Here is a 25,140-nt window from a genome sequence, read left to right on the forward strand (position 1 = left end):
CCGCCGGTCACGCGACGACTCGCGGGTTCCTCGTCGGCTCGCGGCTTTCAACCCGCGCTTCGACGAGGAACCCGCGAGTCGTGCAGATCAGGTGGGGCGCGGGGTGGGCTCCAGCGCCTGCAGAGCAGGCAGTCGGCCGGCCAGGGCCTCCAGCGTGGCCCGCTCGCCCGCGTAGATGCCCTCGGTGCGTGGCCAGTGGACGACGACGTCGGTGAAGCCCAAGCCCGCCGCGCGCTCGATCCCCTCGACCGCCAGGTCGAGCGACGTCAGAGAGTAGATCGGCGCGCCGTCCAGGCTGAGGTACCGACGCAGGGGCACGTCGCTGCCAGCACTCGCCTCGACGGCGTCCATCCTGGCGGCCTCGTCGGCGAGGTCCGTCCACCACTTCTCCTGGGCCGCCACGGGGTCGTCGGTCTGCACCTCGGGGCCGAACTGCGGACCGAACGTGATCCACCCGTCGCCGAACCGGGCCGCGAGGGCCATCGCCCGCGGTCCCGACGCAGCCACCGCGAACGGCGGCCGACGATCCGGCACCGGGATCATCCGCGCGCCGTACGCGTCGTAGTAGTCGCCGACGTGCTCGGTCACGGGCTGGGTCAGGAGCCGGTCCAGCAGCGCGACGAACTCCTCGAACCGGCGGGTCCGCTGCGCTCGCGTGGGCGGCGCCGCCAGCACACCCGCGTCGAACCCCTCCCCGCCGGAGCCGAGGCCCAGGATGAAGCGCCCGCCCGAGATGTCGTCGAGGCCCAGCACGTCCTTGCCGAACGGCACCGGGTGGCGGAAGTTGGGCGACGCGACGAACGTGCCGAGCCCGATCCGCTCGGTGACCGCGGCCGCCGCCGCGAGCAGCGGGACGGTCGCGAACCACGGCTGGTCCACGAGCGTGCGCCAGGCCAGGTGGTCGTAGGTCCACGCGTGGTCGAAGCCCCAGTCCTCGGCCTGGCGCCAGCTGTCGCGCGCCACGGCCCACCGGTCCTGCGGCAGCAGCACGATCCCGATCTTCACCATGTGCGTCTCCTCACGCGTGCGTGTGCGCCTCGGCCCCCGTGGACGGGGGCTCGAGCTGGAACGTGCAGTGGTCCACGTCGAAGTGCCCGGCCAGGCAGCCGCGCAGGTCGTCGAGCACGCGTCCCGCCTCGCCCCGCTCGAGCACCTCGTCGGGCACCTCCACGTGGGCGGACAGGACGGGGACGCCCGACGTGATGGTCCAGGCGTGCAGGTCGTGCACGCCGACGACGCCGCGCACCCCGCAGATGTGGGCGCGGACCGCGGCCAGGTCGACACCGGCAGGTGTCGCCTCGAGGAGGACCGCCGCGACCTGGCGCAGCAGCCCGACGGCGCGCGGCAGGATCATGACGCCGATGGCGACGGATGCGAGCCCGTCGGCGCGCTCCCAGCCGGTGGTGAGCACGACGACGGCCGCGACGATCACCGCCGCCGAGCCGAGCAGGTCGCCCAGCACCTCCAGGTACGCGCCGCGGACGTTGAGCGAGTCGCGCTGGCCCGGCATCAGCAGCACCAGCCCGACGCCGTTCGCGACCAGCCCGACGCACGCGACCGCGAGCATGAGCCCGCCCTCGACCTCGCCCGGGTGGACGAGCCGGCGGATGCCGCCCGACAGCACCAGGACACCGACGACGGCGATGAGCAGCCCGTTGACCAGTGCGGCGAGCATCTCGGCGCGCTGCCAGCCGAAGGTCCTCGTCTCGGTCGCCGGCTTGGCCGCGAGCGCCGTCGCCCCCAGCGCCAGGGCCACGCCCGCCGCGTCGGTCAGCATGTGCCCGGCGTCGGCCACCAGGGCGAAGGACCCGGACACCACGCCGCCGACGACCTCGACGACCAGCACGCTCAGCGTCAGCGTCAGCACCGCGACGAGCCGCCCGCGGTGCGCGTGCGCCGCGGTGACGTGGTCGTGGGAGTGGCCGTGGCCGCCGTGGGAGTGGCCCATCAGCCCCACCCCAGCTCGTGCAGGCGGTCGTCGTCGATCCCGAAGTGGTGCGCGATCTCGTGCACCACGGTGATCGCGACCTCCTCGACGACGTCGTCGCGTTCGTCACAGATGGCCAGCGTGGGCAGCCGGTAGATCGTGATGCGGTCCGGCAGCGACCCGGCGGCGTAGAACGAGGTCCGCTCCGTCAGAGGGATGCCCTCGTACAGGCCCAGCAGCTCGGGGTCGTCGGGCGGCGCCTGGTCCTCGACGAGCACGACGACGTTGTCCATGACGCGCGCCAGCTCCGGGGGGATCTGGTCGAGCGCGTCACGGACGGCCTCCTCGAACTCGTCGCGAGCCATCTCGAACACGCCTCCATCCTGCCTGCTCACGGCCTCGACCGAGCGCCCGACGAGGCCGACTTTGGAGATCCGGCGATAGACCCGTATGCTCATCTCCGGTCTTCCGGCGCCTCGACGTCAGGGGCGGGACACCCGCCCTCATCGTCTAGCGGCCTAGGACCCCGCCCTTTCACGGCGGTAGCACGGGTTCGAATCCCGTTGGGGGTACGAGCAGGAAACGCAGTAACGGCAACACAGCAAGATGCAGTACGGTCTCGCATGCAACACACGAGGCCCCGTAGCGCAGTTGGTTAGCGCGCCGCCCTGTCACGGCGGAGGTCGCGGGTTCAAGTCCCGTCGGGGTCGCTCGAAAGGGCCGGTCTTCGGACCGGCCTTCTCGTTCGAGGGCCTGTCCCCTCACGGCTCTGTAGCTCAGTTGGTAGAGCGTTCGACTGAAAATCGAAAGGTCACCGGATCGACGCCGGTCGGAGCCACCACCACGCAAGCCCCGCACACCACACGGTGTCGCGGGGCTTCGTCGTTCGTCGGCGCCGTGGTCTACCTTTTCACCCGGGCCCCGCACCGGGCGGGCCAGGAGAGCGTGAGGCGTGCGATGGCGCAGGACGACGACGGTGGGCTGCTCGCCCCGGGTGAGCCCGTCGACCTCGACAACTGCGCCCGGGAGCCGATCCACATCCCCGGCAGCATCCAGCCCTGGGGCGTCCTGCTCGCGGTGACCGAGCCGGACCTGGTGGTCCGGCACGTCTCGGCCAACGTCGACGAGCTCCTGGGCTCGTCGGTCGAGCAGACGCTGGGCGCCACGCTCGACGACGTCGTCGGCAAGGAGGCGACCGAGCAGCTGCGCGTCCACCTGCGCGCCTGGGGAGACCTGCGGGCGCGCAACCCGCTGGTGATCGCCGCCCGCACGCGCACCGGCCCGGTCGAGATGGACGCCGTCCTGCACCGCATCAGGAGCGGTGAGGGCACCCTGCTCGTCGTCGAGCTCGAGGCCTCGCTGGGGCCCCGCCCGTTCTCCTTCCCCAACACGTACCAGGCCGTCCGCGGAGCCGTGGAGCGGCTCAACCAGGCGCACAGGCTCGAGGACCTGTACGACATCGCGGCTCAGGAGGTCCGGGCGCTGACCGGGTTCGACCGCGTGATGGTCTACCGGTTCGACGAGGCCTACAACGGCGAGGTCGTGGCCGAGGCCAAGCGCGCCGACCTCAACTCGTTCTTCGGCCTGCACTACCCGGCCAGCGACATCCCGCCCCAGGCCCGCGCGCTGTACGAGAAGAACTGGATCCGGCTCATCGCCGACGTCCGGTACACCCCGGCGCCCCTGGTGCCGGGCCTCGACGAGCACACGGGCCTGCCGCTCGACCTGACGCACTCGGTGCTCCGCAGCGTCTCCCCCATCCACTGCGAGTACCTGGGCAACATGGGCGTCGCCGCGTCGATGTCGATCTCTCTGCTGCGCGACGGCAAGCTGTGGGGCCTGATCGCGTGCCACCACTACTCCGGTCCGCACAACCCGCCGTACGGCGTGCGCGCCGCCGCCGAGTTCCTCGGTTCCTCGCTGTCGCTGCGCTTCGTCGCCCGCTCCGAGGAGCGCGCGCTCGAGGACGAGATCGCGACCGCCGCGACCAAGGTGCGGATCCTCATCGCGTCGCGGGACAGCGACCACGCGCTGGCGGACACCCTGGCGGGCAACGCGGCGCCGGGCGGCGTGAACGTGCTGGACGTGATCGAGGCCCAGGGCGTCGTCGTGCGTGCGGACGGCCGGATCTCGACGTCCGGCGACGTCCCCGCCGACGTGCGCCCCCTGCTGGCGTGGGTCGAGCAGGCCGCCGACGACGTCGTCGCGCGCACCTCCCTGACGACGCAGGAGCCCGAGCTCGCGGCGACGCTCCCGGGAGTCGCGGGTCTGCTCGTCGTCCGCCTCGCCCCCGAGCAGTGCATCGTCTGGCTGCGGCACGAGGTCGTCCGGTCCGTCGACTGGGGCGGAGACCCGCACAACAAGGCGATCGCCCTGCGTGAGGGCGACTCGGTCCGGCTGAGCCCGCGCAAGTCGTTCGACCGCTGGAGCGAGGTGGTCAGCGGCACGAGCGCCCCCTGGACCAGGCTCGAGCTGAACGACGGCGACGACCTGCGCAGCCGGCTGCTCGAGACCCTCCTGCTCCGCACGCGGTGGCAGCTGCGCACCGCGGAGGCCGTGCAGCGCAGCCTCCTCCCGCAGGAGATGCCGGAGGTCGACGGCTGGACCGTGCGTGCCCGGTACGAGCCCGCGGCCGGCGGTCAGGTGGGTGGCGACTGGTACGACGCGCTCGAGGTCGGCGACGGGCGGCTCGCCGTGGTCGTCGGCGACGTCGCGGGCCACGGCCTGGGCGCGGCGGCCGCGATGGGGCAGCTGCGCAACACGCTGCGCGGGTTCCTGCTGCGCGGCGACGGGCCCGACGAGGCGCTGCGCTGGCTCGACCACGTCACGCGGCAGACGATGCCGTTCGAGATGGCGACGGTCGTCGTCTGCGTGGTCGACACCGCCACGGGGGTCGTGCAGATCTCCGCCGCCGGCCACCCGCGACCCATGCTCCTGGCCGCCGACGGCGGTGCGCGTCTGCTCGACATGCGCGTCGACCGCCCGCTGGGCGTCGGCTCGGGCGAGCCGCCACTGACCCGGCTCACGATCGAGCCCGGCGGCGGCCTGGTCCTGTTCAGCGACGGCCTCGTGGACTCGCGCCAGACCGACCTGCGCGCGGGCCTGCACCGGATCGTCGAGCTGTTCGAGCGCGACGACGTGACCGTCCCGGTCGACATCGACGACGTCATGGCCGCGTGCCGCGACGACGCCTCCGTCGACGACCTCACGCTGCTGGTGCTCTGCCGCGAGCGGTAGGAGCCCGCCTCCGGCGCGCCGTCCCGCGGTGCCACGGGGGCGCGGGAAGATGGCGCGAGTCGTGAGCGTCCGGACGGAGTCGTGGTGGAGTTCGAGAAGCTGTTCCCCGTGGTGCTGGTCTCTGCGCTGGCGCTGCTGGTCGTCGCGGCCATGCCGGCGCGGTTCCGGCTGCCGCAGGTCGTCGTGCTGCTGGCCGGCGGTGTGATCATCGGCCCCGAGGTGCTGCACCTGTCCTCCCCCGCCGACGTCGGCCTGCTGTCCGACCTGGGCATGGGGTTCCTGTTCCTGTTGGCCGGCTACGAGCTCGACCCCGGGATCGCACGGCAACCTGCCGGGCGGCTGGGCATGCGGGCGTGGCTCTCGTCCTTCGTGCTCGCCGGTGTGCTCATGCTGGCCCTGAACATCGACCACGACGTCCCCGCGGCCATGGCCATCACCATCGCCCTGTCGACGACCGCGCTCGGCGTGCTCATCCCGATCCTCAAGGACGAGCACCTCGCCGAGCTCCCGATCGGGAAGTACGTGATGGCCGGCGGTGCCATCGGCGAGCTCGGACCTATCGTCGCGATGGCGCTGTTCCTGGGAGCGCGCGGGACGATCGCCGCCCTCGTCTCCCTCGTCCTGCTCGCGGCCGCCGTCATCGCGCTCTCGATCGCCCCCAAGCGTCTCTCGATGGACCGCACCCGACGTGTGCTCGCCACCATGAGCGACGGAAACACTCAGGGCCCCATGCGGTTCACGCTCGTGCTGCTGGTCGCGCTGCTGGCCAACGCGACGTTCATGGGGTTCGACGCCGTCCTCGGGGCGTTCCTGGCGGGCATGGTGCTGCGCGCGTGGTCGCCGGTCGAGAACGAGGCGTTCGAGAAGAAGCTCGACACCGTGGGCTGGGGTGTCTTCATCCCCATCTTCTTCGTGTCGTCCGGGATGGGCCTGCAGATCAGCGCGGTGGCAGAAAGGCCATGGCTGCCGTTCGCGTTCACGGGCGTGCTGCTGGCCGTCCGGGGCGGCCCGGCCCTGCTCTGGTACCGCAAGGTGCTGGGCAAGCGCGACCGCCTCCGCCTGAGCTTCTACACCGCGACGACCCTCCCCCTGCTCGTCGCCCTGACCGAGCTGGCCGTGACGGACGGGACCCTCGACGAGGGGACCGCCGCCTGCCTGGTCTTCGCCGGCGCGCTGACCGTCCTCTTCTTCCCGCTGATCGCGCGCATGATCGGCACGCCCGACAGGACCGAGTACCCATCGACGGTCTCCACCACTGTCTAGGCTGGTCGCACCGCGAACGAACAGGAGACCCCCGTGACCAGCCCGAACGGCCCCGAGCCGCGCAGCTTCTTCGACCGTCTCACCGAGCCGCTGGCCGAGCGAGCACGCGAACGCCTCAACCAGGCGGAGGACAAGGTGCGGGCGGCCGTCCAGGCCGAGATCGACGCCGTCGGCGCCAGCGTGCGGGCCAAGGCCGTGCAGGTCAGGCCGTCCGCGATCGCCTTCGGCAGCGCGGCGCTCGTCACGTTCTTCGGCCTCGCCCTGCTGGTCACCGCCGCCGTGCTCGGCCTGGTCGAGGCGGACCTGCAGCCGTGGTTCGCCGCCCTGCTCGTGGGCGTCGCGCTCATCCTGATCGGCGGCGGCGTCGCGGCGTGGGGCAAGAGCCACCTGCCCAAGCCCGTCGCCCGCACGACAGAGCCCGTGCACCCCGCCGGCGACCAGGTCCACCCGTGGGACAACTGACGGGTCCAGCGACCGCCTGACGTGCGGCTGCACTGCTCGACGGCAAGACTGGGCCCCAGGACGGACGCCGACGGGAGGGCCAGACGATGAAGACCACGGACGACCGCAGCATCGGTGAGCTGATCGGGGACCTGAGCGACCAGCTCTCGCGCCTGATCCGCACCGAGATCGCGCTGGCGAAGGCCGAGGTCACCGGCCGCCTGAGCAAGATCGGCGCCGGTGCCGGGCTGCTCATCGGGGCCGGCGTGCTGGCGCTCTACCTGCTCGCCGCGATCATCGCGACGGCGATCATCGCGCTGTCCGTGCCGTTCGAGCCGTGGCTCGCGGCCACGATCGTCACGGTGTTCCTCCTGCTCGTCGTCGCCGTGCTGGCGTGGCTCGGCGTCCGGCGGCTCAAGCAGGGTGCGCCGCCCAAGCCGGTCAAGGCGATCGAGAACGTCCAGCAGGACCTCAACGCCGTGAAGGAAGCGATCTGATGACCGACGAGAAGGACACGTCCGACAAGAAGGCGCCGATCCCGTTCACGACGCCCGAGATGGTCGAGCTGGAGGCGCAGGCCGCGCTGACCCGGCTCGAGCTCGCGAGCACGGTCGACGCTCTGGCTCAGCGCCTGGACCCGCGTGCCGGCCTGCACCAGGCGACGGACCAGGCCAAGGCGCAGGCCGACAAGGCTCGTGACGCGGCGCAGCAGCTGTGGCACGACGCGACGAGCGCGGACGCCGACCCGGAGGCCAGCACCCGCGCGCGCGTCGTCCTGGCGAGCGCGGCGGCTGTCGCCGTGCTCGCGGTGGCAGCCGCGGCGCTCAAGCGCCGCGGCTGAGGCTCAGCTCCGGCTGTCCCGCTGGTTGGGGACGCCCAGGAGCTCGAGGACCTCGGACTCGCGGTAGCGGCGGTGGCCGCCGAGCGTGCGGATCGAGGAGAGCTTGCCGGCCTTGGCCCAGCGGGTCACGGTCTTGGGGTCGACGCGGAAGAGCGTGGCCACCTCGGACGGCGTGAGCAGGACCTCGGACGATGCGGGCTGCGTAGTCATTGCTGCCTCCTGGCGAGCGTGCGGCCGAAGGACGAGCCTCCGACCAGGACGTGAGCGATCAGACCGACCAGAAGTGCGTCGATCCACTACCACAAACGAGCGGGACATACGACGCGTTCCCGGCAACGGAACGATCACAAAATGGTACACACCACCCGTCCGAGCGAACGACCCGCGAGCATGTGTGACCGCTCACGTCGGACGTTCTCACCCTAACCCGGACATATCACCCCGGCACCTTCACGACGCGCCGTTGACGGACGAGCACGTCAGCAGGCTCTCAGGAACCGGCGGGCCGACACCATCGGCACCTCCGGGCATGTCGGGCACCCGCAGAGATGCGAGACTGGTGCCGTTCACGACGTGACACGCGTCGCTCGTCCGCAAGTGGCCGGAATAGCGAATGACCATGTACCGTTGCGGCACGAAGAGACGATTCAGCACCCCGGGGCCGCACGTGTCAGCACGGAGCCGCCCCGCTTCCACGTAAGAGGGGGTCGATGCCATGGGGCGCGGCCGTCAGAAGGCTAAGCAGACGAAGGTTGCCCGGGAGCTGAAGTACTTCAGCCCGGAGACCAACTACCGAGCTCTCGAGCAGGAGCTCACGTCGCACAGCCACAATGACCTAGGCGACCGTCGGGGCGGTGCCGCAGTGGACACTGCGGACGACGACGAGGACGACTACGGACGCTGGTCCGACGACGACCGCTGATCCCAGCGGCGTCGGTCGCTGATCGCGCGCGTCCGCCCTGCCCCAGCCACGACGGCTCGAGACAGGGCGGGCGGCCGATCAGACTCGGTACGACCCCGTGAGCTGGACGGCGCCGCCGTGCACACCTTTGGTGCCCGCGACGAAGCCGGGGGCACCGACGGCGTCCGTGGCCGGGTCGATGTCACGGACCGTGCCGAGCTCCCAGGCTGGGAGGCCGAGCTCTGCGGCGTGCGCCAGCACCCCGGCGAGCGCATCGGGCGCGACGATCGCGACCATGCCCACGCCCAGGTTGAGCGTGCCCTCGAGGTCGGTCCACGGGACCTGACCGAGCGACTGCACGAGCGAGAACACGGGCGGCAGCTGCCAGCCGCCGCGGTCGATGTCGGCGACCAGGCCGACGGGCAGCACGCGCGCGACGTTGGACGCGAGCCCGCCGCCGGTGACGTGGCTGAAGGCGTGCAGGCCTTCCACGCCGGCCCGACGAGCGAGCGCGAGGCAGTCCGAGGCATACACGCGCGTGGGCTCCAGCAGCTCCTCGCCCAGCGTGCGGCCCAGCTCGTCGACGTGCCGGTCCAGGGCCCAGCCCGACTGGCGCACGACCGCACGCACCAGCGAGTAGCCGTTGGAGTGCAGGCCGCTGGAGCCGAGCGCCACGAGCACGTCGCCCGCGCGCACGCGCTCGGGGCCCAGCAGCTCGTCCGCCTCGACGACACCCGTCGCGGCACCGGCCACGTCGTACTCGTCGGGGGCCAGCAGACCCGGGTGCTCCGCCGTCTCGCCGCCCACGAGCGCGGTCCCCGCCACGGAGCAGGCCGCGGCGATGCCGCGCACCACGTCGGCGATGCGCTCCGGCACCACCCGGCCCGTGGCGATGTAGTCCGTCATGAACAGCGGCTGCGCACCCACCACCACGATGTCGTCGACGACCATGCCCACCAGGTCGAACCCGATGGTGTCGTGGACGTCGAGCTGCTGGGCGATCGCGACCTTGGTGCCCACGCCGTCCGTGGACGTGGCCAGCAGCGGACGGCGGAACCGCGTGAGCGCGCTCGCGTCGAACAGGCCGGCGAACCCGCCGACCCCGCCCAGCACCTGCGGTCCGTGCGTCGCCTGGACCGCGGCCTTCATGAGCTCGACGGCCTTGTCCCCAGCCTCCGTGTCGACGCCGGCACCGGCGTACGTGACGGGGCTGTTGGCGCCGCCGCTCACGGCTGCTCGAGCGCGGTCGCGCCACCGGTTCCGGGCAGGATCGACATCAGACCGTCCTCAGGTGCCCCCAGGGGGAGCTCGTTCTGCTCGAGCAGGTTCTTGCCCAGCCGGTCGGCGGGCGGCAGCTCGATGGGGTAGACGCCGGAGAAGCAGGCGGTGCACAGCTGCGAGCGAGGCTGCTCGGTGGCCGCGACCATCCCCTCCTCCGAGATGTAGCCGAGCGAGTCGGCGCCCAGCGAGGACCCGATCTCGTCGATGGCGAGGCCGTTGGCGATGAGCTCGGCGCGGCTGGCGAAGTCGATGCCGTAGAAGCACGGCCACTTCACGGGCGGCGACGAGATGCGCACGTGCACCTCCGCCGCACCGGCCTCGCGCAGCATCCGGACCAGCGCGCGCTGGGTGTTGCCGCGCACGATCGAGTCGTCGACGACCACCAGGCGCTTGCCGCGGATCACGTCACGCAGCGGGTTGAGCTTGAGCCGGATGCCCAGCTGGCGCAGCGTCTGCGAAGGCTGGATGAACGTGCGACCCACGTACGCGTTCTTCGTCAGGCCCTGCCCGAACGGGATGCCCGACTGCTGCGCGTACCCGACCGCGGCAGGCGTGCCGGACTCCGGCACCGGGATCACGAGGTCCGCCTCGACCGGGTGCTCGACGGCCAGGCGCCGGCCCATCTCCACCCGCGAGGCGTGCACGGAACGGCCCGCGATCGTCGTGTCGGGCCGCGCCAGGTAGACGTACTCGAAGACGCACCCGGCGCGCGGCTCGCTCTTGGGCGCGAAGCGGGTGGAGCGCAGGCCGTCGGCGTCGATCGCGATGAACTCACCCGGCTCGACCTCACGGACGAACGACGCGCCGACGATGTCGAGCGCGGGCATCTCGCTCGCCACGACCCACCCGCGCTCCAGGCGCCCGAGCACCAACGGGCGCACGCCCTGCGGGTCGCGCGCGGCGTACAGGGTGTGCTCGTCCATGAACACGAGGCAGAAGGCCCCGCGCAGGCGCGGAAGCACCTCGAGCGCGGTGGCCTCGAGCGTGTGGTCGGGATCGCCGGCCAGGAGCGCCGTGATGAGCGCGGTGTCGGTGGTGTTCCCGCGCGCGAGCTCGCCCCGACGCTGGCTGCCGTAGCGCTCCGCCACCAGGTCGACGAGCTCGGCGGAGTTGGTCAGGTTGCCGTTGTGCCCCAGGGCCACCGTCCCGGCCGCGGTCGCGCCGAGCGTCGGCTGCGCGTTCTCCCAGGTGGATCCGCCCGTGGTCGAGTACCGGGTGTGCCCGATGGCGATATGTCCCTGCAGGGCGTTGAGCGCGGTCTCGTCGAACACCTGCGAGACCAGGCCCATGTCCTTGTAGACCAGGAGCTGGTTGCCGTTGCTGGTCGCGATGCCGGCGGACTCCTGCCCCCGGTGCTGCAGCGCGTACAGGCCGAAGTAGGTCAGCTTGGCGACCTCTTCGCCAGGCGCCCACAGACCGAAGACACCACAGGCGTCCTGGGGGCCTTTTTCGTTGGGGAGGAGATCGTGGTTCAGACGTCCGTCTGCGCGAGGGGCCACTCCCCTATGGTCGCACAGGTCTCCGCGCGGCCGACGACCGGTTCAGCGGTCCAGACGAGGAGGCCGCGAGCGCCGGTCCGCCCTCACGGCCAGGGCGCCGCCGACGAACGTGCCGACCACCCCGCCCGTCACGATCCCGAGGAGGCGCACCGAGCCCTCGCCGTCCAGGAAGCCGATGAGGCCCGCTCCCCCGCCGACCTCGTCCGGGCCGGGCTGCACGATCGCGACGAACAGCAGCCCCAGCACCATCCCGACCAGCGCGCCCACGATCATGAACGCGCTGAACTTCGGCGCGCGGCGCACCGTGGCCGGCGTCGCCGTCCGCTCGAGCTCGTCCTCCGACGGGATGCGCGCCTCGTCGGTCGCCGCTACCTCGTCGGGCACGGCCCGCTCCTCGGGCGCCGTCGCGTCGGCGGGCTCGGTGGGGTCGACGGGCGTCTCGTCGGGCTGGCTGGGCACGTGCAGATCGTAGGTCAGAACGACGTCAGGACCGGACGCGCGTGGCCTGCAGCGGGAGCAGGTGGGCCAGGTCCGCGCGCTCGCCGGACGCGTGGACGCGCCCGGCGTCGAGCGCGTCCGCCCAGGTCAGGGCGCCCGTGGCGAGCTCGAGCCAGGTCTGCGGGTCGGTCTCGACGACGTTCGGCGGCGTGCCTCGGGTGTGACGAGGTCCCTGCACCGCCTGGACCGCGCCGTCCGGCGGCACGCGCACCTCGACCGAGTTGCCGGGCGCGACGTCCGCGAGCTCCTCGAGCGTGAACCGCACGGCGGTCCGCCGCGCGCGCGCGTCCGCGGGATCGGTCCGCCAGAGCGTCAGCGCCGCCCGGCCGTCGACGGGTTCGGTGCGACGACGAGGGGGCATGGTCCGATTCTCCACCCGTGGCGTACCGCTCGGCGGACGACGTGACGACGCCGGCCCCGGTGCTCGAGGGCACCGGGGCCGGCGTCACGTCAGCGGACCGTCGCGGTCCCGATCACCAGTGGGCGTTGCGGGCCAGCTCCAGGGCGATGTCCTGGAACCACGCCCCGGCGGCCGGGCCGCCGTTGCAGGTGCCGTCGGACTCACCGGGCAGCTTCACCCAGAGCAGGGCGTCCAGCCCGGAGCCGTCGTTGACCGTCGTCGGCTTGTCACCGAGCGCGCGGCCGCGGGGGTTGCACCACTCGCCGTTGGAGCCGTTGCCGTTGCGCGACGTGTCGATGACGAACTTCTTGCCGCCGAGCTGCTGCGAGATCTGCTGGCCGTAGGCCTTCGACGCGGCCGTCGTCTGGTAGTTCGACGTGTTGAGCGCGAACCCGACGGCGTACTCGAAGCCCACCTGGTTGAGGCGGCTGACGGCCGTGCTCACGGGGAGCCACGACGAGTGGCCGGCGTCGATGTAGACGCGGGCACCCTTGAGCGTCAGCGACTTCGCGGCGTACTTGAGGTAGCCGACGCGGTCACCCTGGCCGGCACAGTCGCCGAGCTGGGCGAGGGCGTCGGGCTCGAGCACCACGTACGGGTTGCCCTGGATCCCGGAGGCCACCGTGTCGATCCACGACGCGTACTCGCTGGTGCTGACACCGCCCGAGGAGTAGTTGCCGCAGTCACGGCCCGGGATGGCGTAGACGACGAGCATGGGGGTCTTGCCCGCCGCCACGGCCCGGCCCGTGTAGTCCGCGACCTCGGCCTTGGCGTGCAACGGGTCGGCCCAGTTGCCCACCCAGTACGCCTGCGGGGTCAGCGCGATCTTGGCCAGCAGGTCCTTGTTGGTGCCCGTCGCCTGCTGCCATGCCTTGTAGCCCTGCGTGGTCGGGTCGACGTAGAGGCCGCTCGTCGTCGGCGGGGTGGTGGGTGTGGGCGTGGGCGTCGGGGTCACGGTGGGGGTGGGGGTCGGCGTGGGCGTGGGGGTGGGAGTCGGGGTGGCAGTCGGGGTGGGGGACGCGGTCGGCGTCGGGGTGGTCGTCGGCGTCGGTGTCGTCGTCGGGACGCTGCCCGTGCACGTGGTGCCGTTCATGGTGAACGACGTGGGCACGGGGTTGGACGCCGTCCACGAGCCGTTGAAGCCGAAGCTCGTCGTGCCGCCCGTCGCCAGGGCGCCGTTGTAGCTCATGCTGGCGACCGAGACGGCCGAGCCGGACACGGTGGGGGTGCCGTTCCAGAGCTGCTGGATCTTCTGCCCTGCGCCGAAGGTCCAACCGACGTTCCAGGACGTGACGGGGCTGCCCAGGTTGGTGAGGGTCACGTTGGCCCCGAAGCCGCCACCCCACTGGTTGGTGATCTGGTAGTCGACCTTGCAGGCGGTCGCCGCCTGGGCCGACGTCGCGGTGAGGGCCGTCAGGCCCGATACGGCGAGGGCCGCGGCCGACAGCAGCGCCGCGGCGCTTCTACGTGTGTGCATACGGATGGATCTCCTTGGTCACGACCGACCGGGGTCGTCCGGGGCGGGGCGCCTGGTGGCGTACCGCCTGCTGGCGGCCCGGCGTCGCCACGCCGACGAGGACGGGTCCGCGCTGACACGGCCTCGCCGGCGAGCGAGCCGGGCGCTTCCGAGGAAACCCCGACGACACCCGTCCTGGCGAGGGATGGCGCGACACCTAAACGTTTAGAGGTGGTGAACGTGCACGTCGAAGCGCTTACGTCGGCCCATCCGGGCGCCGACCTGCGCGCCGGCCGCGAGCAGGACTCGCTCGACGGAGGGCTCCGGACCCGGCATCTGGGTGAATCTGGACAAACGATCGGGTAACCGGCAGAAATCATCCCATCATGTCCGATTCATCCTTTACGCTCTGACCCGGTCGGCGTCCGCGCCGGCCCCGATCGGTGCTGCCCCTCGCACGCCGTCATACCCCTGCCTGCGTTCGATACCCCCTGCCTGGAGGCCATCTCATGCTGCGCCGCGCCGCTGTCGTCGCTGCCCTCTCGTCCGTCGTGATCCTCGCCGTCCCCGTGGGGGCGCAGGCCGCCGGCGGCCGGCACGGCGGTGGGCCGGGCGGTGGGTCGCATGGTTCCCACGGAGCGCGCACGACGTCGTCGTCCGCCCCGTCGACCGGGCAGGGCGAGTACGTCGAGGTGCGCTGGGCGACGCCCGTGTCGTCGGGGGCCGCCAAGCCGAAGGACGGCGAGGACGCCGCGCTGTGGCCGCAGCACCTGGCCACCGCCGCCACCTGCGGTGTGTGGCTGCAGTACGACCGCTACGTGCCGGGCTCGATCACCGACCGTCTGGTGACCGGTGGTGTGCTGTACGGCCCGAACAACCCGACCGAGGTGCTCGCGACCCGGTACCCGTACTCGGACACGAAGCAGCCGTGGACGTTCGTGAAGGCTCCGGACTGCGGCACGACGACGCCGACGCCCGCGCCGAGCCAGACCCCCTGCCCGAGCGGCTCGCCGACGCCCCGGGTCTCGCCGACCCCACGCGCCACCCCCAGCACGACGCCGACCACGACGGCCCCGCCGGTCGTCCCGCCCGTCGTGCCGCCGGCGACGGCGCCCACCCCGAGCCAGCCGCCCACCCCGAGCGACTCGCCCACGCCGAGCACCACTCCCAGCACGACCCCGACGACGCCGGCGGCATCACCGTCGTCGTCGGTGCCGGTCTCCGAGACTCCGTCGGCCACCCCGACGCCGACGACCCCGGACACCGAGGTCCTGGCCTCCGAGCCGACGCCCACCGCTGACGGCGGCATCGTGCGGTCCACCCCGCCGCCGGCCTACCGGACGCAGACGCCCGAGGTTCCCGACTCCGAGGTGCTCGCGAGCACCGGCTCGTCGGGTGCGGGTGCCGTCGGCATCGTCGCCGCCGTGCTGGCCGGCGCGGGAGCCCTGCTCGTCGCCGCCCGTCGCCGCTCGGCACGCTGACCTGCCTGCGGGGACCCGCTAGCCGAGCGTGACGTGCAGCAGCTTCTCGTTGCTGTTGTTCGCGATGCTGTCCTTGTCACCCGTGGTGCTCGTCGTGAGCCAGAGGCCGCCGTCCGGCGCGGGCTCGACGGTCCGCAGGCGTCCGTACGTCCCGTTGAAGTAGGTCTGGACGTCGGTCAGCGAGGATCCCGCGATGACCTCGCGGTACAGGCGCGTCCCCCGCTCGCAGGCTACGTACAGGACGTCCCGGACGATCGCGATGCCCGAGCACGAGCCGTCGGCGGTCGGGTAGGTCCGCTTCGGTGCGACGTAGCCCGCCGTGCCGCAGGTTCCCGTGGTCCCCTCGCAGGCCGGCCAGCCGTAGTTGCCGCCCTTGACGACCAGGTTGGTCTCGTCCATGACGGAGTTGCCGAACTCCTGCTCCCACAGGCGACCTTGGGAGTCGAAGGCGAGGCCCTGCGGGTTGCGGTGCCCGTAGCTCCACACGTAGTTGCCGAACGGGTTGTCTGACGGGACGGTGCCGTCGGGGTTCAGGCGCAGCACCTTCCCGTTCAGGCTCGCGATGTTCTGGGCGTTGTCGCCGTTCTGCGCGTCGCCGGTGCTCGCGTACAGCTTGCCGTCGGGGCCGAACCGTAGCCGGCCGCCGTTGTGGAACTTGTTGCGCAGGATCCCTGTGAGCAGCACCTGCTCGCTGCCCGTGACCAGCAGGTTGTTCTCCACCTTGAACCGGACGATCCGGTTGTCGGTGGGCGACGTGTGCATGACGTAGAGCCAGTGGTCGCTCCCGAATGTCGGTGCGATCGCGAGCCCCATGAGCCCGCCCTCGCCGTCCGTCCCGGCGACGCCGGGCACGGTGCCCACGGTGGACTTGACGCCCGTCGTCGGATCGAGCCGGACGATGTCCTGCGCGTCCCGACGGCTGTACAGGATCGTCCCGTCGGGCAGCGTGACCAGACCCCACGGCACATCGGTGTCCGTACCGATCTGCGTGACCCCGCACATCGCGCTGCCGCACGCCGCGCCGGTGGTGACCGTCGCCGCGACGCTGCGCGCCGACACGTTGCCCTGTGCGTCCCGCGCCTGCACCGCGTAGGAGTACGACGTCGAGGCGGTCAGGCCGCTGTCGACGAACGTCGTGACCGGCGGGACCGCCGCGGTACCGCTGACCGTGCCGACCTTGCTGCCTTCGCGGTAGACGTCGTACGCCCGGACACCGACATCGTCGGTGGAGCCCTGCCACGTCAGGGTCACGGTCGTGCCGGACGCCGTCGCGGCCAGACCGGTGGGCGTCGTCGGGGCCCGGGTGTCGGTCTGGCACTCGGGCGGGGTGATCGACACGGTGCTGCTGGCCTGCGAGACGTTGCCCGCGGCGTCGCGGGCGTTCACGTACAGCCCCCAGGTGACCCCCGCGACGACCGTCAGGCTCGTCGACAGCGTCGATCCGCCCACCGACCTCATGAGCTGGCCGTCGTGGTAGACGTCGTAGAAGGCGACGCCGACGTCGTCGCTCGACGCGTTCCACGCGAACGTCACCGAGCTGCAGGTGAGATCGCTGACGCGGGGGCCGCCGGGGACGCTCGGCGGCTGGCTGTCGGCGCGCAGGGCGGTGGTCCACTGCTGGTTCGTCTGCCCGTTGCAGGTCCACACGGCCACCGCACTGCCGTTGGCGGACGCCCGTCCGGAGACGTCGAGACACAGTCCGCTCTGCGCGCTCCTGATCGACCCGTCGGCGCTCAGCGTCCACCGCTGGTTCGCCCCGCCGTGGCACGGGTAGATCTGCAGCCGGGCCCCTGGTGTGGTCGAGGCGCCCTTCACGTCCAGGCAGGTCGCCGCGTCGTACACCGTGAGCTGGCCTGTCGACGACAGCGTCCACGACTGGTTCGCCCCGCCGTGGCAGTCGTAGATCTCCACGGCCGTCCCGGCGGTGCGGGCGGCGCCGTGCACGTCGAGGCAACGACCGGAGCCGACCCCGACGATCGTGCCGGTCGTCGCGGCCGACGCCGGGACCACGCCGAGCATCGATGCGATCAGTGAGGCGAGGAGCGCGAGCAGGATGGGACGTCGGGCAGCGGACATCACAGTCTCCCTCGACTGTGCGTCGCGCGGGCGGCGACGCGTCGCGACCACTCTGCCCGCCGATCCGCGCGTTGTCGCGCGGGACGGCACGATCAGGGCCGCACGCGACCGGCCCGGTTGTCCTTCGTGAGGCGCTTCCAGCGAGCCTTCTCCTGGGCGCGCAGGTGCGCGTCGGAGCGCCGTGCCTGGTAGGCCGCCTCCCGCGCCAGCTTCAGGTACGAGTCGTAGCGTCGCTGGGTGAGCCGGCCGTCCGCGAGCGCGTCGGCGACCGCACAACCGGGCTCGCCGGTGTGGTGGCAGTCCGCGAAGCGGCACCGCCCCACCAGCTCGGCAACATCGGCGAAGGTCGCGTCCAGTGCCTCTTCGTCGGCGACGACACCGACACCACGGATGCCGGGCGTGTCGATGAGCACGGCACCGCCGGGCATCGCGACGAGCTCGCGGTGGGTCGTCGTGTGCCGACCGCGGCCGTCGACCTCGCGGCGCTCACCCGTCGACATCACCTCGGCACCGGCCAGCGCGTTCACGAGGGTCGACTTGCCCGCGCCGGACGGGCCGACGACGACGAGAGTCGTGCCCGGGGTCAGCAGCGCGCGCAGGGGCTCGAGCCCGCCGCCCGTGGTGGCGCTCACAGCGTGGACGTCGACGGCGATCGCCGCCTGAGCGACGTCGCGTGCGGTGCCCTCGGGGTCCGGGACCAGGTCGGCCTTGGTGAGGACGACCACTGGCCGCGCACCGGACCGCCACGCGAGCGTGAGCATGCGCTCGACCCGACCGAGATCGGGGTCCGGGTCGAGGTGCTCGACCACCAGGACGACGTCGACGTTGGCAGCGAGCACCTGCTCGCGCGACGTCTCCCCCGCGGAGTCGCGCACGAGCGCGGAGGTCCGCGGCCGGATCGCGCGCACCTGACCGTCGTCAACCTCGACCCAGTCCCCCACGGTCGGCACCGCGCGGGTGCCGTCCAGCTCGGCGAGACCGTCGCGGTCCAGCGTGACCCGCGTCGGCTCGCCGGCGTCAGCGGGCGCTACGAGGAGCGAGCCCTTGTCGGCCCGGACCACGCGCACGGCCTCGTCGGCCCTTGATGTCGTCACCCGCGGGACGCTAGCCCCGCACGCCCGTCCGTCACGACGCTTTATCCGCCGCCCGCGCTCGGCGAGGCGGGGTCAGCCGAAGTAGTGCGGGAGCGTCGCCTCGTGGACCTCGCGGGCCTCGGCGAGCGGGAGGGTGAACAGGCCCGCGACCTCGACCGCAGGGCCGTGGTCGTGGTCGGCCTTGTCGACCGGGGCACCGGCGCCCGGCGTGCAGTGCTCGGCGGTCTCGCCCAGCCGCAGGGCGGGGACGCCGCGCGCCGTGCACAGGTCCGCGAGGCGGACCTCCTCCGAGCGCGGGACCGCGACGAGCACGCGACCGGTCGACTCGGAGAACAGCGCCTCGAACGGGGTCACGCCGTCGCGCGCGCACAGCTCGTCGAGCGAGACCTGCACGCCGACACCGAACCGCAGCGACGACTCGACCAGCGCGATCGCCAGCCCGCCCTCGGACAGGTCGTGCGCGGAGTCGACCAGGTCGTCACGCGCGGCGTTCTGCAGCACGGACGCCAGGCGGCGCTCGGCGGCGAGGTCGACGACGGGCGGCAGGCCGCCCAGGTGGCCGTGCACGACGTCGGCCCAGGCGGAGCCGTCGAGCTCGGCACGCGTGCTGCCGAGCAGGTAGACGGCCTGGCCAGGCGCGGTCCAGCCGGAGGCCACGGCGTCGGCGACGTCGTCGAGCACGCCCAGCACGCCGACGACGGGGGTCGGGTGGATGGCGGAGTCGATGAGCCCGGGCTCACCCGTGCCGTTGTAGAGCGAGACGTTGCCGCCGGTGACCGGGACCTCGAGGGTCTGGCACGCATCGGCCAGGCCGCGGATGGCCTCGACCAGCTGCCACATGGAATCGGGGTGCTCGGGGCTGCCGAAGTTGAGGCAGTCGGTCACCGCGAGCGGGCGCGCGCCCGTCGTCGCGACGTTCCGGTACGCCTCCGCGAGCGCGAGCTGCGCGCCCGTGTACGGGTCGAGCTTGGCGTAGCGGCCGTTCGCGTCCGTGGCGAGCGCGACGCCGAGGCCCGTGGCCTCGTCGACGCGGACCACGCCGGAGTCGTCGGGCTGCGCGAGGGCCGTGTTGCCCTGCACGAACCGGTCGTACTGGTTGGTGACCCAGGCCTTGGAGGCCAGGTTGGGCGACGCGAGGAGCTCCAGGACGGTGCCGCGGAGCTCGGCGGCGCTCGTCGGGCGCGCCAGCTCTGCCGCCGTGTCCGCGTTGAGGCCGTCCTGCCAGGCCGGGCGGGCGTACGGGCGGTCGTAGACCGGGCCCTCGTGGGCGACGGTCTTCGGGTCGACGTCGACGATGCGCTCGCCGTGGTGGTCGATCGTCAGGCGGCCCGTGCCGGTCACCCCGCCGATCACGGCCGTCTCGACGTCCCACTTGCCCGTGATGGCCAGGAACGCGTCGAGCTGGTCCGGCCGCACGACGGCCATCATGCGCTCCTGCGACTCCGACATGAGGATCTCGCCGGCGGTCAGCGTGGGGTCGCGCAGCAGCACGTGCTCGAGGTCCACGTGCATGCCGCCGTCGCCGTTGGACGCGAGCTCGCTGGTCGCGCAGCTGATGCCGGCCGCGCCCAGGTCCTGGATGCCCTCGACGACGCGCGCCGCGTACAGCTCGAGGCAGCACTCGATGAGGACCTTCTCCATGAACGGGTCGCCGACCTGCACCGACGGGCGCTTGGACGGCTTCTCGTCGTCGAACGTCTCGCTGGCCAGGATCGAGGCACCGCCGATGCCGTCGCCACCCGTGCGCGCCCCGAACAGGACCACCTTGTTGCCGGCGCCCGACGCGTTGGCCAGGTGGATGTCCTCGTGGCGCAGCACGCCCAGGCACAGCGCGTTGACCAGCGGGTTGCCCTGGTAGCTGGCGTCGAAGACGAGCTCGCCGCCGATGTTGGGCAGGCCCAGGCTGTTGCCGTAGCCGCCGACGCCGGACACGACGCCGTGCACCACGCGCGCGGTGTCCGGGTGGTCGACGGCGCCGAAGCGCAGCTGGTCCATGACGGCGACCGGGCGCGCGCCCATCGAGATGATGTCGCGCACGATGCCGCCGACTCCCGTCGCGGCGCCCTGGTAGGGCTCGACGTACGACGGGTGGTTGTGCGACTCGACCTTGAACGTCACCGCCCAGCCGTCGCCGATGTCGACGACGCCCGCGTTCTCGCCGATGCCGACGAGCAGGTGCTCCTTCATCGCGTCGGTCGTCTTGTCGCCGAACTGGCGCAGGTGGTTCTTGCTCGACTTGTACGAGCAGTGCTCCGACCACATGACCGAGTACATGGCGAGCTCGGCGGCGGTGGGGCGGCGGCCCAGGATGTCGCGGATGCGCTGGTACTCGTCGACCTTCAGGCCCAGCTCGGCGTACGGCTGCTCCTGGTCGGGCGTCGCCGCGGCGTTCTCGACGGTGTCAGAGGGGTGGGCAGGACGCGCAGGTGCGGTGGTCATCGGTTCCCTTGGGCGAGTTCGCACGCGGGCCTCGCTGGGGGCGGGACGCGCGGCCGTCGTCGGCGGACGACGTCAGGATACCGACACCCGGGCGCGAGCCTCGCCCGCGCCCACGTCCGCTAGCGTCGCCTCCGTGCCCGACTCGACCGCTCCCCGACTGCGGGTGCTCCTGGGCGCGACCCTTCTCTGCACGGCACTGGCCGGGTGCACGGGCGGCTCACCGCCGCCCGGCCCGACGACCACCGCGGCCGCTCCCACGGCCACGCGAGCGACCTCGCCGGGGACGAGCACGCCGACCGCGCCGGTGAGGCCGGAGGTGCCGTCGGCCGACGACGTCCGCGCCGGGACGCGCGTGCGCTCCCACGGCGCGACGATCTGGGTCGCACCGCAGGCCGACGTGTCGATGTCGTCGAAGAAGCTGGCCGACGGCTCGGTCCGTCTGACGTTCCACGACCGGCGGGGCCTCCCCGGCGACGAACCGCTGGCGTACGCGACGGGGTCGGACCTCAGCGCGTTCGCCGACGGCTCGGCGCTCGCGGGCGGTGGCGGGCTCGCGCCGACGAACGCGTCGTTGGCGGCGTCCGGCGACGACCTGTTGGCGCTGACCGACGGCCCGACCGACGGCACCGCGAAGGTCTGGTTCACCGGGGAGGCGGTGGCCAAGACGTCGTGGGGTACCCGCGAGGGTGGCCGGTCCCTGGCGGTGACACCCACGGACTGGGCCCGGGTGGGGAGCCTGGCGGCCTCCGAGCTCACCTGGTCCCAGCTGATCGCCGACGAGCCCGAGGCCGACTCCCCCACGATGCGCGAGCAGCTCAGCTGCCACGAGCTCGGGGCGCCGGACAAGGCCACCTGGAACCTCGAGCCGTGGCGACCCGACGTCGGCGCGCTCGCGATGATCTCCGCCCGCTGCAACCCGACCTGATCTCCCACCGTTCGGCCCTGACGAGGGCCAGGATGGGATCCGGGACAGCCGCGGCGACGTGCCCGCGTGCGACCGCGTGAGCAGGGAGGCCACGATGTCGAGCTCGAGCCCTCAGCCCCGACCCGCCGGAGGCGGTGCCAAGAAGCCGATCCCGTGGCGGCTGTACCTCGGCATCGTCGCCGTGGTGATCGCCGTGGTCGTGATCCTGCAGAACCAGGACGACGCCCCGTTCCACATCCTGTTCTGGACCGTGACGCTGCCGACGTGGGTGATGCTGCTGATCGCGCTCGCGCTCGGCGTCGTCGTCGGCTGGCTGCTGCACTACCGCCGGTCCAGCAAGAAGTGAGCGCCGTGGCCGTTCCCGCGCGTCGGGAACGGCCACGGCCCACGCTCAGCGCGAGTGCTTCTCCGGCACCGGCGCGTCGCCCGACGCACGCTGCGCCCGGTAGTACGCGCGCGCCTCGTCCTGCCGCTCGGCCTCGGCGCCCGACGCGATCGGCGCCCGCAGGTGCTCAGGCCCGTAGCCGAAGGCGTCGACCAGGTCCTGCGCGTGCGGGCGCAGGCGGGTCAGCAGCCGGTCGATGTAGGACGTCACGGTGCGCGCGCGACCCGCCGACAGCCGGCCGTTGATGAGGTACCACGCCAGGTGGCGCTCGACGAGCTGCAGCCCGAACAGGTCCCGCACCCAGGTCAGCACCTGCTTGGTGCCGGGCTCGGTGACCTGCGCGAGCCCGCGCGTGAACGCCTCCCACTGGACCCGCTCGGCGTGCGCCCGGGCCGCCTCGATCAGCTCGTGCTGGTGGGCGTTGAAGAGCGCCGCCGCCTCGGCCGGCGCCATCTTCTGCGCGGGGCGCAGCGACATGGCCAGGTCGGCGACCATCGCCTCGACGCGGTCGGTGAGCAGCTCGCGCTGCGACGCCTCGTCGCGCAGCTGACCCACCGAGCGGCGCGCGTCGCCCGCGTCGGCGAGGGTCTGGACCGCCCGGATCAGCGGGGTGCGGTGCTTGGCCGCGTCGGCCGCGCGGCCCGCGACCAGGCGCGCGACGTCCCCGGCACCGGCGCCCTTGAGCGCTCGGCCGTACTCCGTCAGCAGCCGCTTCGCGACGAGCTGGTAGAGCACGGTGTTGTCACCCTCGAACGTCACGTACACGTCCATGTCCTGGTGCAGGCCGACGAGCCGGTTCTCGGCCAGGAACCCGGCGCCACCGCACGCCTCGCGCGCGGTCTGGATCGTGTTCATGGCGTGCCACGTCGAGGTCGGCTTGAGGGTCGCGGCCAGCGTCTCGAGGTCCTCGCGGCCCTGCGGGGTGTCGCCCCGGCCGGAGAAGACGTCGTCGAACGCGGCGAGGAGCTCCTCGTGCGCGAACGTCGTCGCGTAGGTCTCCGCCAGCAGCGGCAGGAGCCGGCGCTGGTGCTGGCCGTAGTCCATGAGCACGACCTCGTCGGAGCCGGCCCCCGCGAACTGGCGGCGCTGGTTCGCGTACGTCACCGCGATGGCCAACGCGATCTTGCTGGCGTTCGCGGCGGCGCCGTCGAGCGAGACGCGCCCCTGGACCAGCGTGCCGAGCATGGTGAAGAACCGCCGGCCCGGGCTGGCGATCGACGACGAGTAGGTGCCGTCGGCGTCGACGTCGCCGTACCGGTTGAGCAGGCTCGTGCGCGGGACGCGGACGTGGTCGAAGTGCAGACGGCCGTTGTCGATGCCGTTGAGCCCGCCCTTGAGGCCGTCGTCCTCACCGCCGACGCCGGGCAGCCAGGCGCCGGACGCGTCGCGGATCGGCACGTAGAACGCGTGCACGCCGTGGTTGACCGGCCCCGCCCCGGGCGCGGCCGTCACGAGCTGGGCGAACACGACCGCCGCCGTGCCGTGCTGCGCCGCGTTGCCGAGGTAGTCCTTCCACGCCGCGCGGAACGGCGTGTGGATGACGAACTCCTGCGTGGCCGGGTCGTACGTGGCCGTCGTCCCGATCGCGGCGACGTCCGAGCCGTGGCCCGTCTCCGTCATCGCGAACGCGCCCGGGACCGCCACCGACATGGCGTCGGGCAGGAACCGCTCGTGGTGGTCGGCCGTGCCCAGGTGCAGGATCGCCGAGGCGAACAGCCCCCACTGCACGCCCGCCTTGATCTGCAGCGACGGGTCGCCGGCCACGAGCTCCTCGAACCGCGAGAGCGAGCCGCCGTGGTCGTCGGCGCCACCCAGGTGGGTGGGGAACGCGCGCAGGACGTCGTGGTGGGCCGCGAGCTCACGGAGCTGGTGGAGCACGCGCTCGCGGTGCTCGGCCAGCGGCTGGCCCTCGATCTTCTGGAAGTCGGGATCCCCCGCCACGACGCGAGCCTGACGACGCAGCTCCGCGTACGGGCCGAGCAGCTGGTCCGCGAGCGCGGCGACGTCGACGCGGACGTCCGACTCGCCGGGCAGGAGGGGCTCGAGCGAGGCCGGGCGGTCGGTGGTGGCGGTCATCGGTTCTCCTCGGTGGTGCTGGTGCTGGGGGTGGTGCTGGTGTTGCGCTCGCGGGCGAGCAGCCCGACGGGGCCGGCCCAGAGCCAGGCGGCGACCTGGGCGGTGATGTCCTCGCGGTCCGGGCTGCCGGGCTGGTCGCGGTGGGCCAGCCACCACTCGCCCGCCCCGCGGACGAAGCCGACGGCGCCGGCGGCCCACGACTCCGCGAGCGCGATGCGTGCGGACGCCACGTCGTCGGGCTCCGCCTCGGGGCGGCGGGCCAGGCGACGGCCGTCGGCCGCCTCCTCCGTCAGGCCGCGCGCGAACGGTGCGGCGACCAGCGCGGTGACCGAGTCGAGGAAGTGCCCCAGGGGGCCGCCCGACTCGACCGAGCCGTTCCGCGTCACGAACGCGTAGACGTTCGGGGACGACTCGATCATCTCGAGGTACACGGCGACCATCGCGCGCAGACCGTCGCGCGGGGTGGGCGCGACCCGGAGCACGCCCTCGAGTGCGCCCTGGATCTGCAGGACGACCGCCTCGGCGACCGCGATCTGCAGGCCCGTCTTGTCGGCGAAGTAGCGGTAGACGATCGACTTCGAGGTGCCCGCCGCGGTGGCGATCTCCTCCATCGACACGTCGGGGCCCTTGTGGTGGACGGTGCGGCGCGCGATGCGCACCAGCTCCGCGCGGCGTGCCTCGCGGTGGTCGGCCCAGCGGGTCGACCGCCCGTCGGCCGCGTAGACGTCCGGCGGCGCGGTCGGCGTCGGCCGCACACGGGTCAGGCCGCGTCCCCCGGGGGGCGCGGCGTCGGTGCTCAGCAGGGTCAGTCCGCTCGCCTTCGAGGGACCCGGTGTGACTGGACTCACGAGACCGAAGGTATCAGGTACTGTGGGTTCCGGGAACACCGGTGGGACGAAGGTCCGTCGCGGATCGACCGG

The 25,140-nt window shown here is 72.6% G+C and carries 23 protein-coding genes and 3 tRNA genes; 12 read left to right on the top strand and 14 right to left on the bottom strand.

All coding sequences use genetic code 11. From position 1 onward, the window contains the following. Positions 1–87 precede the first annotated feature (87 nt). From IC607_RS01355 to IC607_RS01365, 3 genes are read right to left on the bottom strand one after another with little or no spacing between them, the layout of a single operon-like run. A complete protein-coding gene (locus IC607_RS01355) occupies positions 88–1,008 on the bottom strand; it encodes an LLM class flavin-dependent oxidoreductase (RefSeq protein WP_191785199.1) in 921 nt (306 codons plus the stop codon). A gap of 10 nt (positions 1,009–1,018) precedes the next feature. Then, positions 1,019–1,948, bottom strand: coding sequence for a cation diffusion facilitator family transporter (locus IC607_RS01360; protein ID WP_191785200.1), 930 nt, complete (start codon positions 1,946–1,948; stop codon positions 1,019–1,021). Beyond that, positions 1,948–2,292 (bottom strand): metallopeptidase family protein, encoded by a 345-nt coding sequence (locus IC607_RS01365; protein WP_191785854.1) that lies wholly within the window; start codon positions 2,290–2,292, stop codon positions 1,948–1,950. Before IC607_RS01365 ends, IC607_RS01360 begins: the two co-directional genes overlap by 1 nt. Positions 2,293–2,426: 134 nt before the next feature. On the opposite strand from IC607_RS01365, the gene IC607_RS01370 reads away from it, so the two are divergent. From IC607_RS01370 to IC607_RS01405, 8 genes are all read left to right on the top strand, one after another. After that, positions 2,427–2,499, top strand: a tRNA-Glu gene (locus IC607_RS01370). 64 nt (positions 2,500–2,563) lie between these two features. Further along, positions 2,564–2,637, top strand: a tRNA-Asp gene (locus IC607_RS01375). A gap of 55 nt (positions 2,638–2,692) precedes the next feature. After that, positions 2,693–2,768, top strand: a tRNA-Phe gene (locus tag IC607_RS01380). A 116-nt stretch (positions 2,769–2,884) separates the two neighbouring features. Continuing rightward, entirely contained in the window at positions 2,885–5,164 is a 2,280-nt protein-coding gene (locus IC607_RS01385; protein WP_191785201.1) for a SpoIIE family protein phosphatase, read from the top strand. Between the two features lie 84 nt (positions 5,165–5,248). Further along, complete coding sequence (locus IC607_RS01390) at positions 5,249–6,427, top strand: cation:proton antiporter (protein ID WP_191785202.1); 1,179 nt, start codon at positions 5,249–5,251, stop codon at positions 6,425–6,427. Between the two features lie 33 nt (positions 6,428–6,460). Next, entirely contained in the window at positions 6,461–6,889 is a 429-nt protein-coding gene (locus tag IC607_RS01395; protein WP_191785203.1) for a phage holin family protein, read from the top strand. Between the two features lie 86 nt (positions 6,890–6,975). Beyond that, a complete protein-coding gene (locus tag IC607_RS01400; RefSeq protein ID WP_191785204.1) occupies positions 6,976–7,365 on the top strand; it encodes a phage holin family protein in 390 nt (129 codons plus the stop codon). Then, on the top strand, positions 7,365–7,709 hold the full coding sequence (locus IC607_RS01405) for a DUF3618 domain-containing protein (protein WP_191785205.1): 345 nt from the start codon (positions 7,365–7,367) through the stop codon (positions 7,707–7,709). The genes IC607_RS01400 and IC607_RS01405 overlap by 1 nt, the downstream gene beginning before the upstream one ends. 3 nt (positions 7,710–7,712) lie before the next feature. On the opposite strand, the gene IC607_RS01410 is transcribed toward IC607_RS01405, so the two are convergent. After that, the gene (locus tag IC607_RS01410) at positions 7,713–7,919 is read right to left on the bottom strand and encodes a BldC family transcriptional regulator (protein WP_191785206.1); all 207 of its coding nucleotides are present in this window, start codon (positions 7,917–7,919) and stop codon (positions 7,713–7,715) included. A gap of 505 nt (positions 7,920–8,424) precedes the next feature. Here IC607_RS01410 and IC607_RS01415 point away from each other — a divergent pair. Continuing rightward, a complete protein-coding gene (locus IC607_RS01415; protein WP_191785207.1) occupies positions 8,425–8,631 on the top strand; it encodes a DUF3073 domain-containing protein in 207 nt (68 codons plus the stop codon). 78 nt (positions 8,632–8,709) lie between these two features. Here IC607_RS01415 and purM read toward each other — a convergent pair whose 3' ends face one another. The 5 genes from purM to IC607_RS01440 form a co-directional block, all read right to left on the bottom strand. Continuing rightward, entirely contained in the window at positions 8,710–9,840 is a 1,131-nt protein-coding gene (purM, locus tag IC607_RS01420) for a phosphoribosylformylglycinamidine cyclo-ligase (protein WP_191785208.1), read from the bottom strand. Further along, positions 9,837–11,390 (bottom strand): amidophosphoribosyltransferase, encoded by a 1,554-nt coding sequence (gene purF / locus IC607_RS01425; RefSeq protein ID WP_191785209.1) that lies wholly within the window; start codon positions 11,388–11,390, stop codon positions 9,837–9,839. The genes purM and purF overlap by 4 nt, the downstream gene beginning before the upstream one ends. A gap of 42 nt (positions 11,391–11,432) precedes the next feature. Beyond that, a complete protein-coding gene (locus IC607_RS01430; protein ID WP_225224284.1) occupies positions 11,433–11,849 on the bottom strand; it encodes a histidine kinase in 417 nt (138 codons plus the stop codon). A gap of 25 nt (positions 11,850–11,874) precedes the next feature. Beyond that, positions 11,875–12,249: a sterol carrier family protein gene (locus tag IC607_RS01435; RefSeq protein WP_191785210.1), complete on the bottom strand. Its 375-nt coding sequence runs from the start codon at positions 12,247–12,249 to the stop codon at positions 11,875–11,877. Positions 12,250–12,361: 112 nt separating this feature from the next. Beyond that, positions 12,362–13,765: a glycoside hydrolase family 6 protein gene (locus tag IC607_RS01440; protein ID WP_191785211.1), complete on the bottom strand. Its 1,404-nt coding sequence runs from the start codon at positions 13,763–13,765 to the stop codon at positions 12,362–12,364. A gap of 488 nt (positions 13,766–14,253) precedes the next feature. Between IC607_RS01440 and IC607_RS01445 the strand changes: the two genes are divergently transcribed. Continuing rightward, a complete protein-coding gene (locus IC607_RS01445) occupies positions 14,254–15,225 on the top strand; it encodes a hypothetical protein (protein ID WP_191785212.1) in 972 nt (323 codons plus the stop codon). An 18-nt stretch (positions 15,226–15,243) separates the two neighbouring features. Here IC607_RS01445 and IC607_RS01450 read toward each other — a convergent pair whose 3' ends face one another. The 3 genes from IC607_RS01450 to purL form a co-directional block, all read right to left on the bottom strand. After that, on the bottom strand, positions 15,244–17,301 hold the full coding sequence (locus IC607_RS01450; protein WP_191785213.1) for a lectin: 2,058 nt from the start codon (positions 17,299–17,301) through the stop codon (positions 15,244–15,246). 92 nt (positions 17,302–17,393) lie between these two features. Beyond that, complete coding sequence (rsgA, locus tag IC607_RS01455; RefSeq protein ID WP_191785214.1) at positions 17,394–18,395, bottom strand: ribosome small subunit-dependent GTPase A; 1,002 nt, start codon at positions 18,393–18,395, stop codon at positions 17,394–17,396. 72 nt (positions 18,396–18,467) lie between these two features. After that, positions 18,468–20,834, bottom strand: coding sequence for a phosphoribosylformylglycinamidine synthase subunit PurL (gene purL, locus IC607_RS01460; RefSeq protein WP_191785215.1), 2,367 nt, complete (start codon positions 20,832–20,834; stop codon positions 18,468–18,470). A gap of 133 nt (positions 20,835–20,967) precedes the next feature. On the opposite strand from purL, the gene IC607_RS01465 reads away from it, so the two are divergent. Together IC607_RS01465 and IC607_RS01470 are read left to right on the top strand one after the other, a co-directional pair. Then, complete coding sequence (locus tag IC607_RS01465; protein ID WP_370525941.1) at positions 20,968–21,759, top strand: DUF2599 domain-containing protein; 792 nt, start codon at positions 20,968–20,970, stop codon at positions 21,757–21,759. A gap of 94 nt (positions 21,760–21,853) precedes the next feature. Then, positions 21,854–22,105, top strand: coding sequence for a LapA family protein (locus IC607_RS01470; protein ID WP_191785216.1), 252 nt, complete (start codon positions 21,854–21,856; stop codon positions 22,103–22,105). 45 nt (positions 22,106–22,150) lie between these two features. Here the strand turns inward: IC607_RS01470 and IC607_RS01475 are convergent, their stop codons facing one another. Together IC607_RS01475 and IC607_RS01480 are read right to left on the bottom strand one after the other, a co-directional pair. After that, positions 22,151–24,220, bottom strand: coding sequence for an acyl-CoA dehydrogenase (locus IC607_RS01475; RefSeq protein WP_191785217.1), 2,070 nt, complete (start codon positions 24,218–24,220; stop codon positions 22,151–22,153). Beyond that, on the bottom strand, positions 24,217–25,068 hold the full coding sequence (locus tag IC607_RS01480; protein ID WP_191785218.1) for a TetR/AcrR family transcriptional regulator: 852 nt from the start codon (positions 25,066–25,068) through the stop codon (positions 24,217–24,219). Before IC607_RS01480 ends, IC607_RS01475 begins: the two co-directional genes overlap by 4 nt. Positions 25,069–25,140 lie beyond the last annotated feature (72 nt).

Source organism: Cellulomonas sp. JH27-2 (assembly GCF_014837175.1).
Taxonomy (GTDB): Bacteria; Actinomycetota; Actinomycetes; order Actinomycetales; family Cellulomonadaceae; genus Cellulomonas.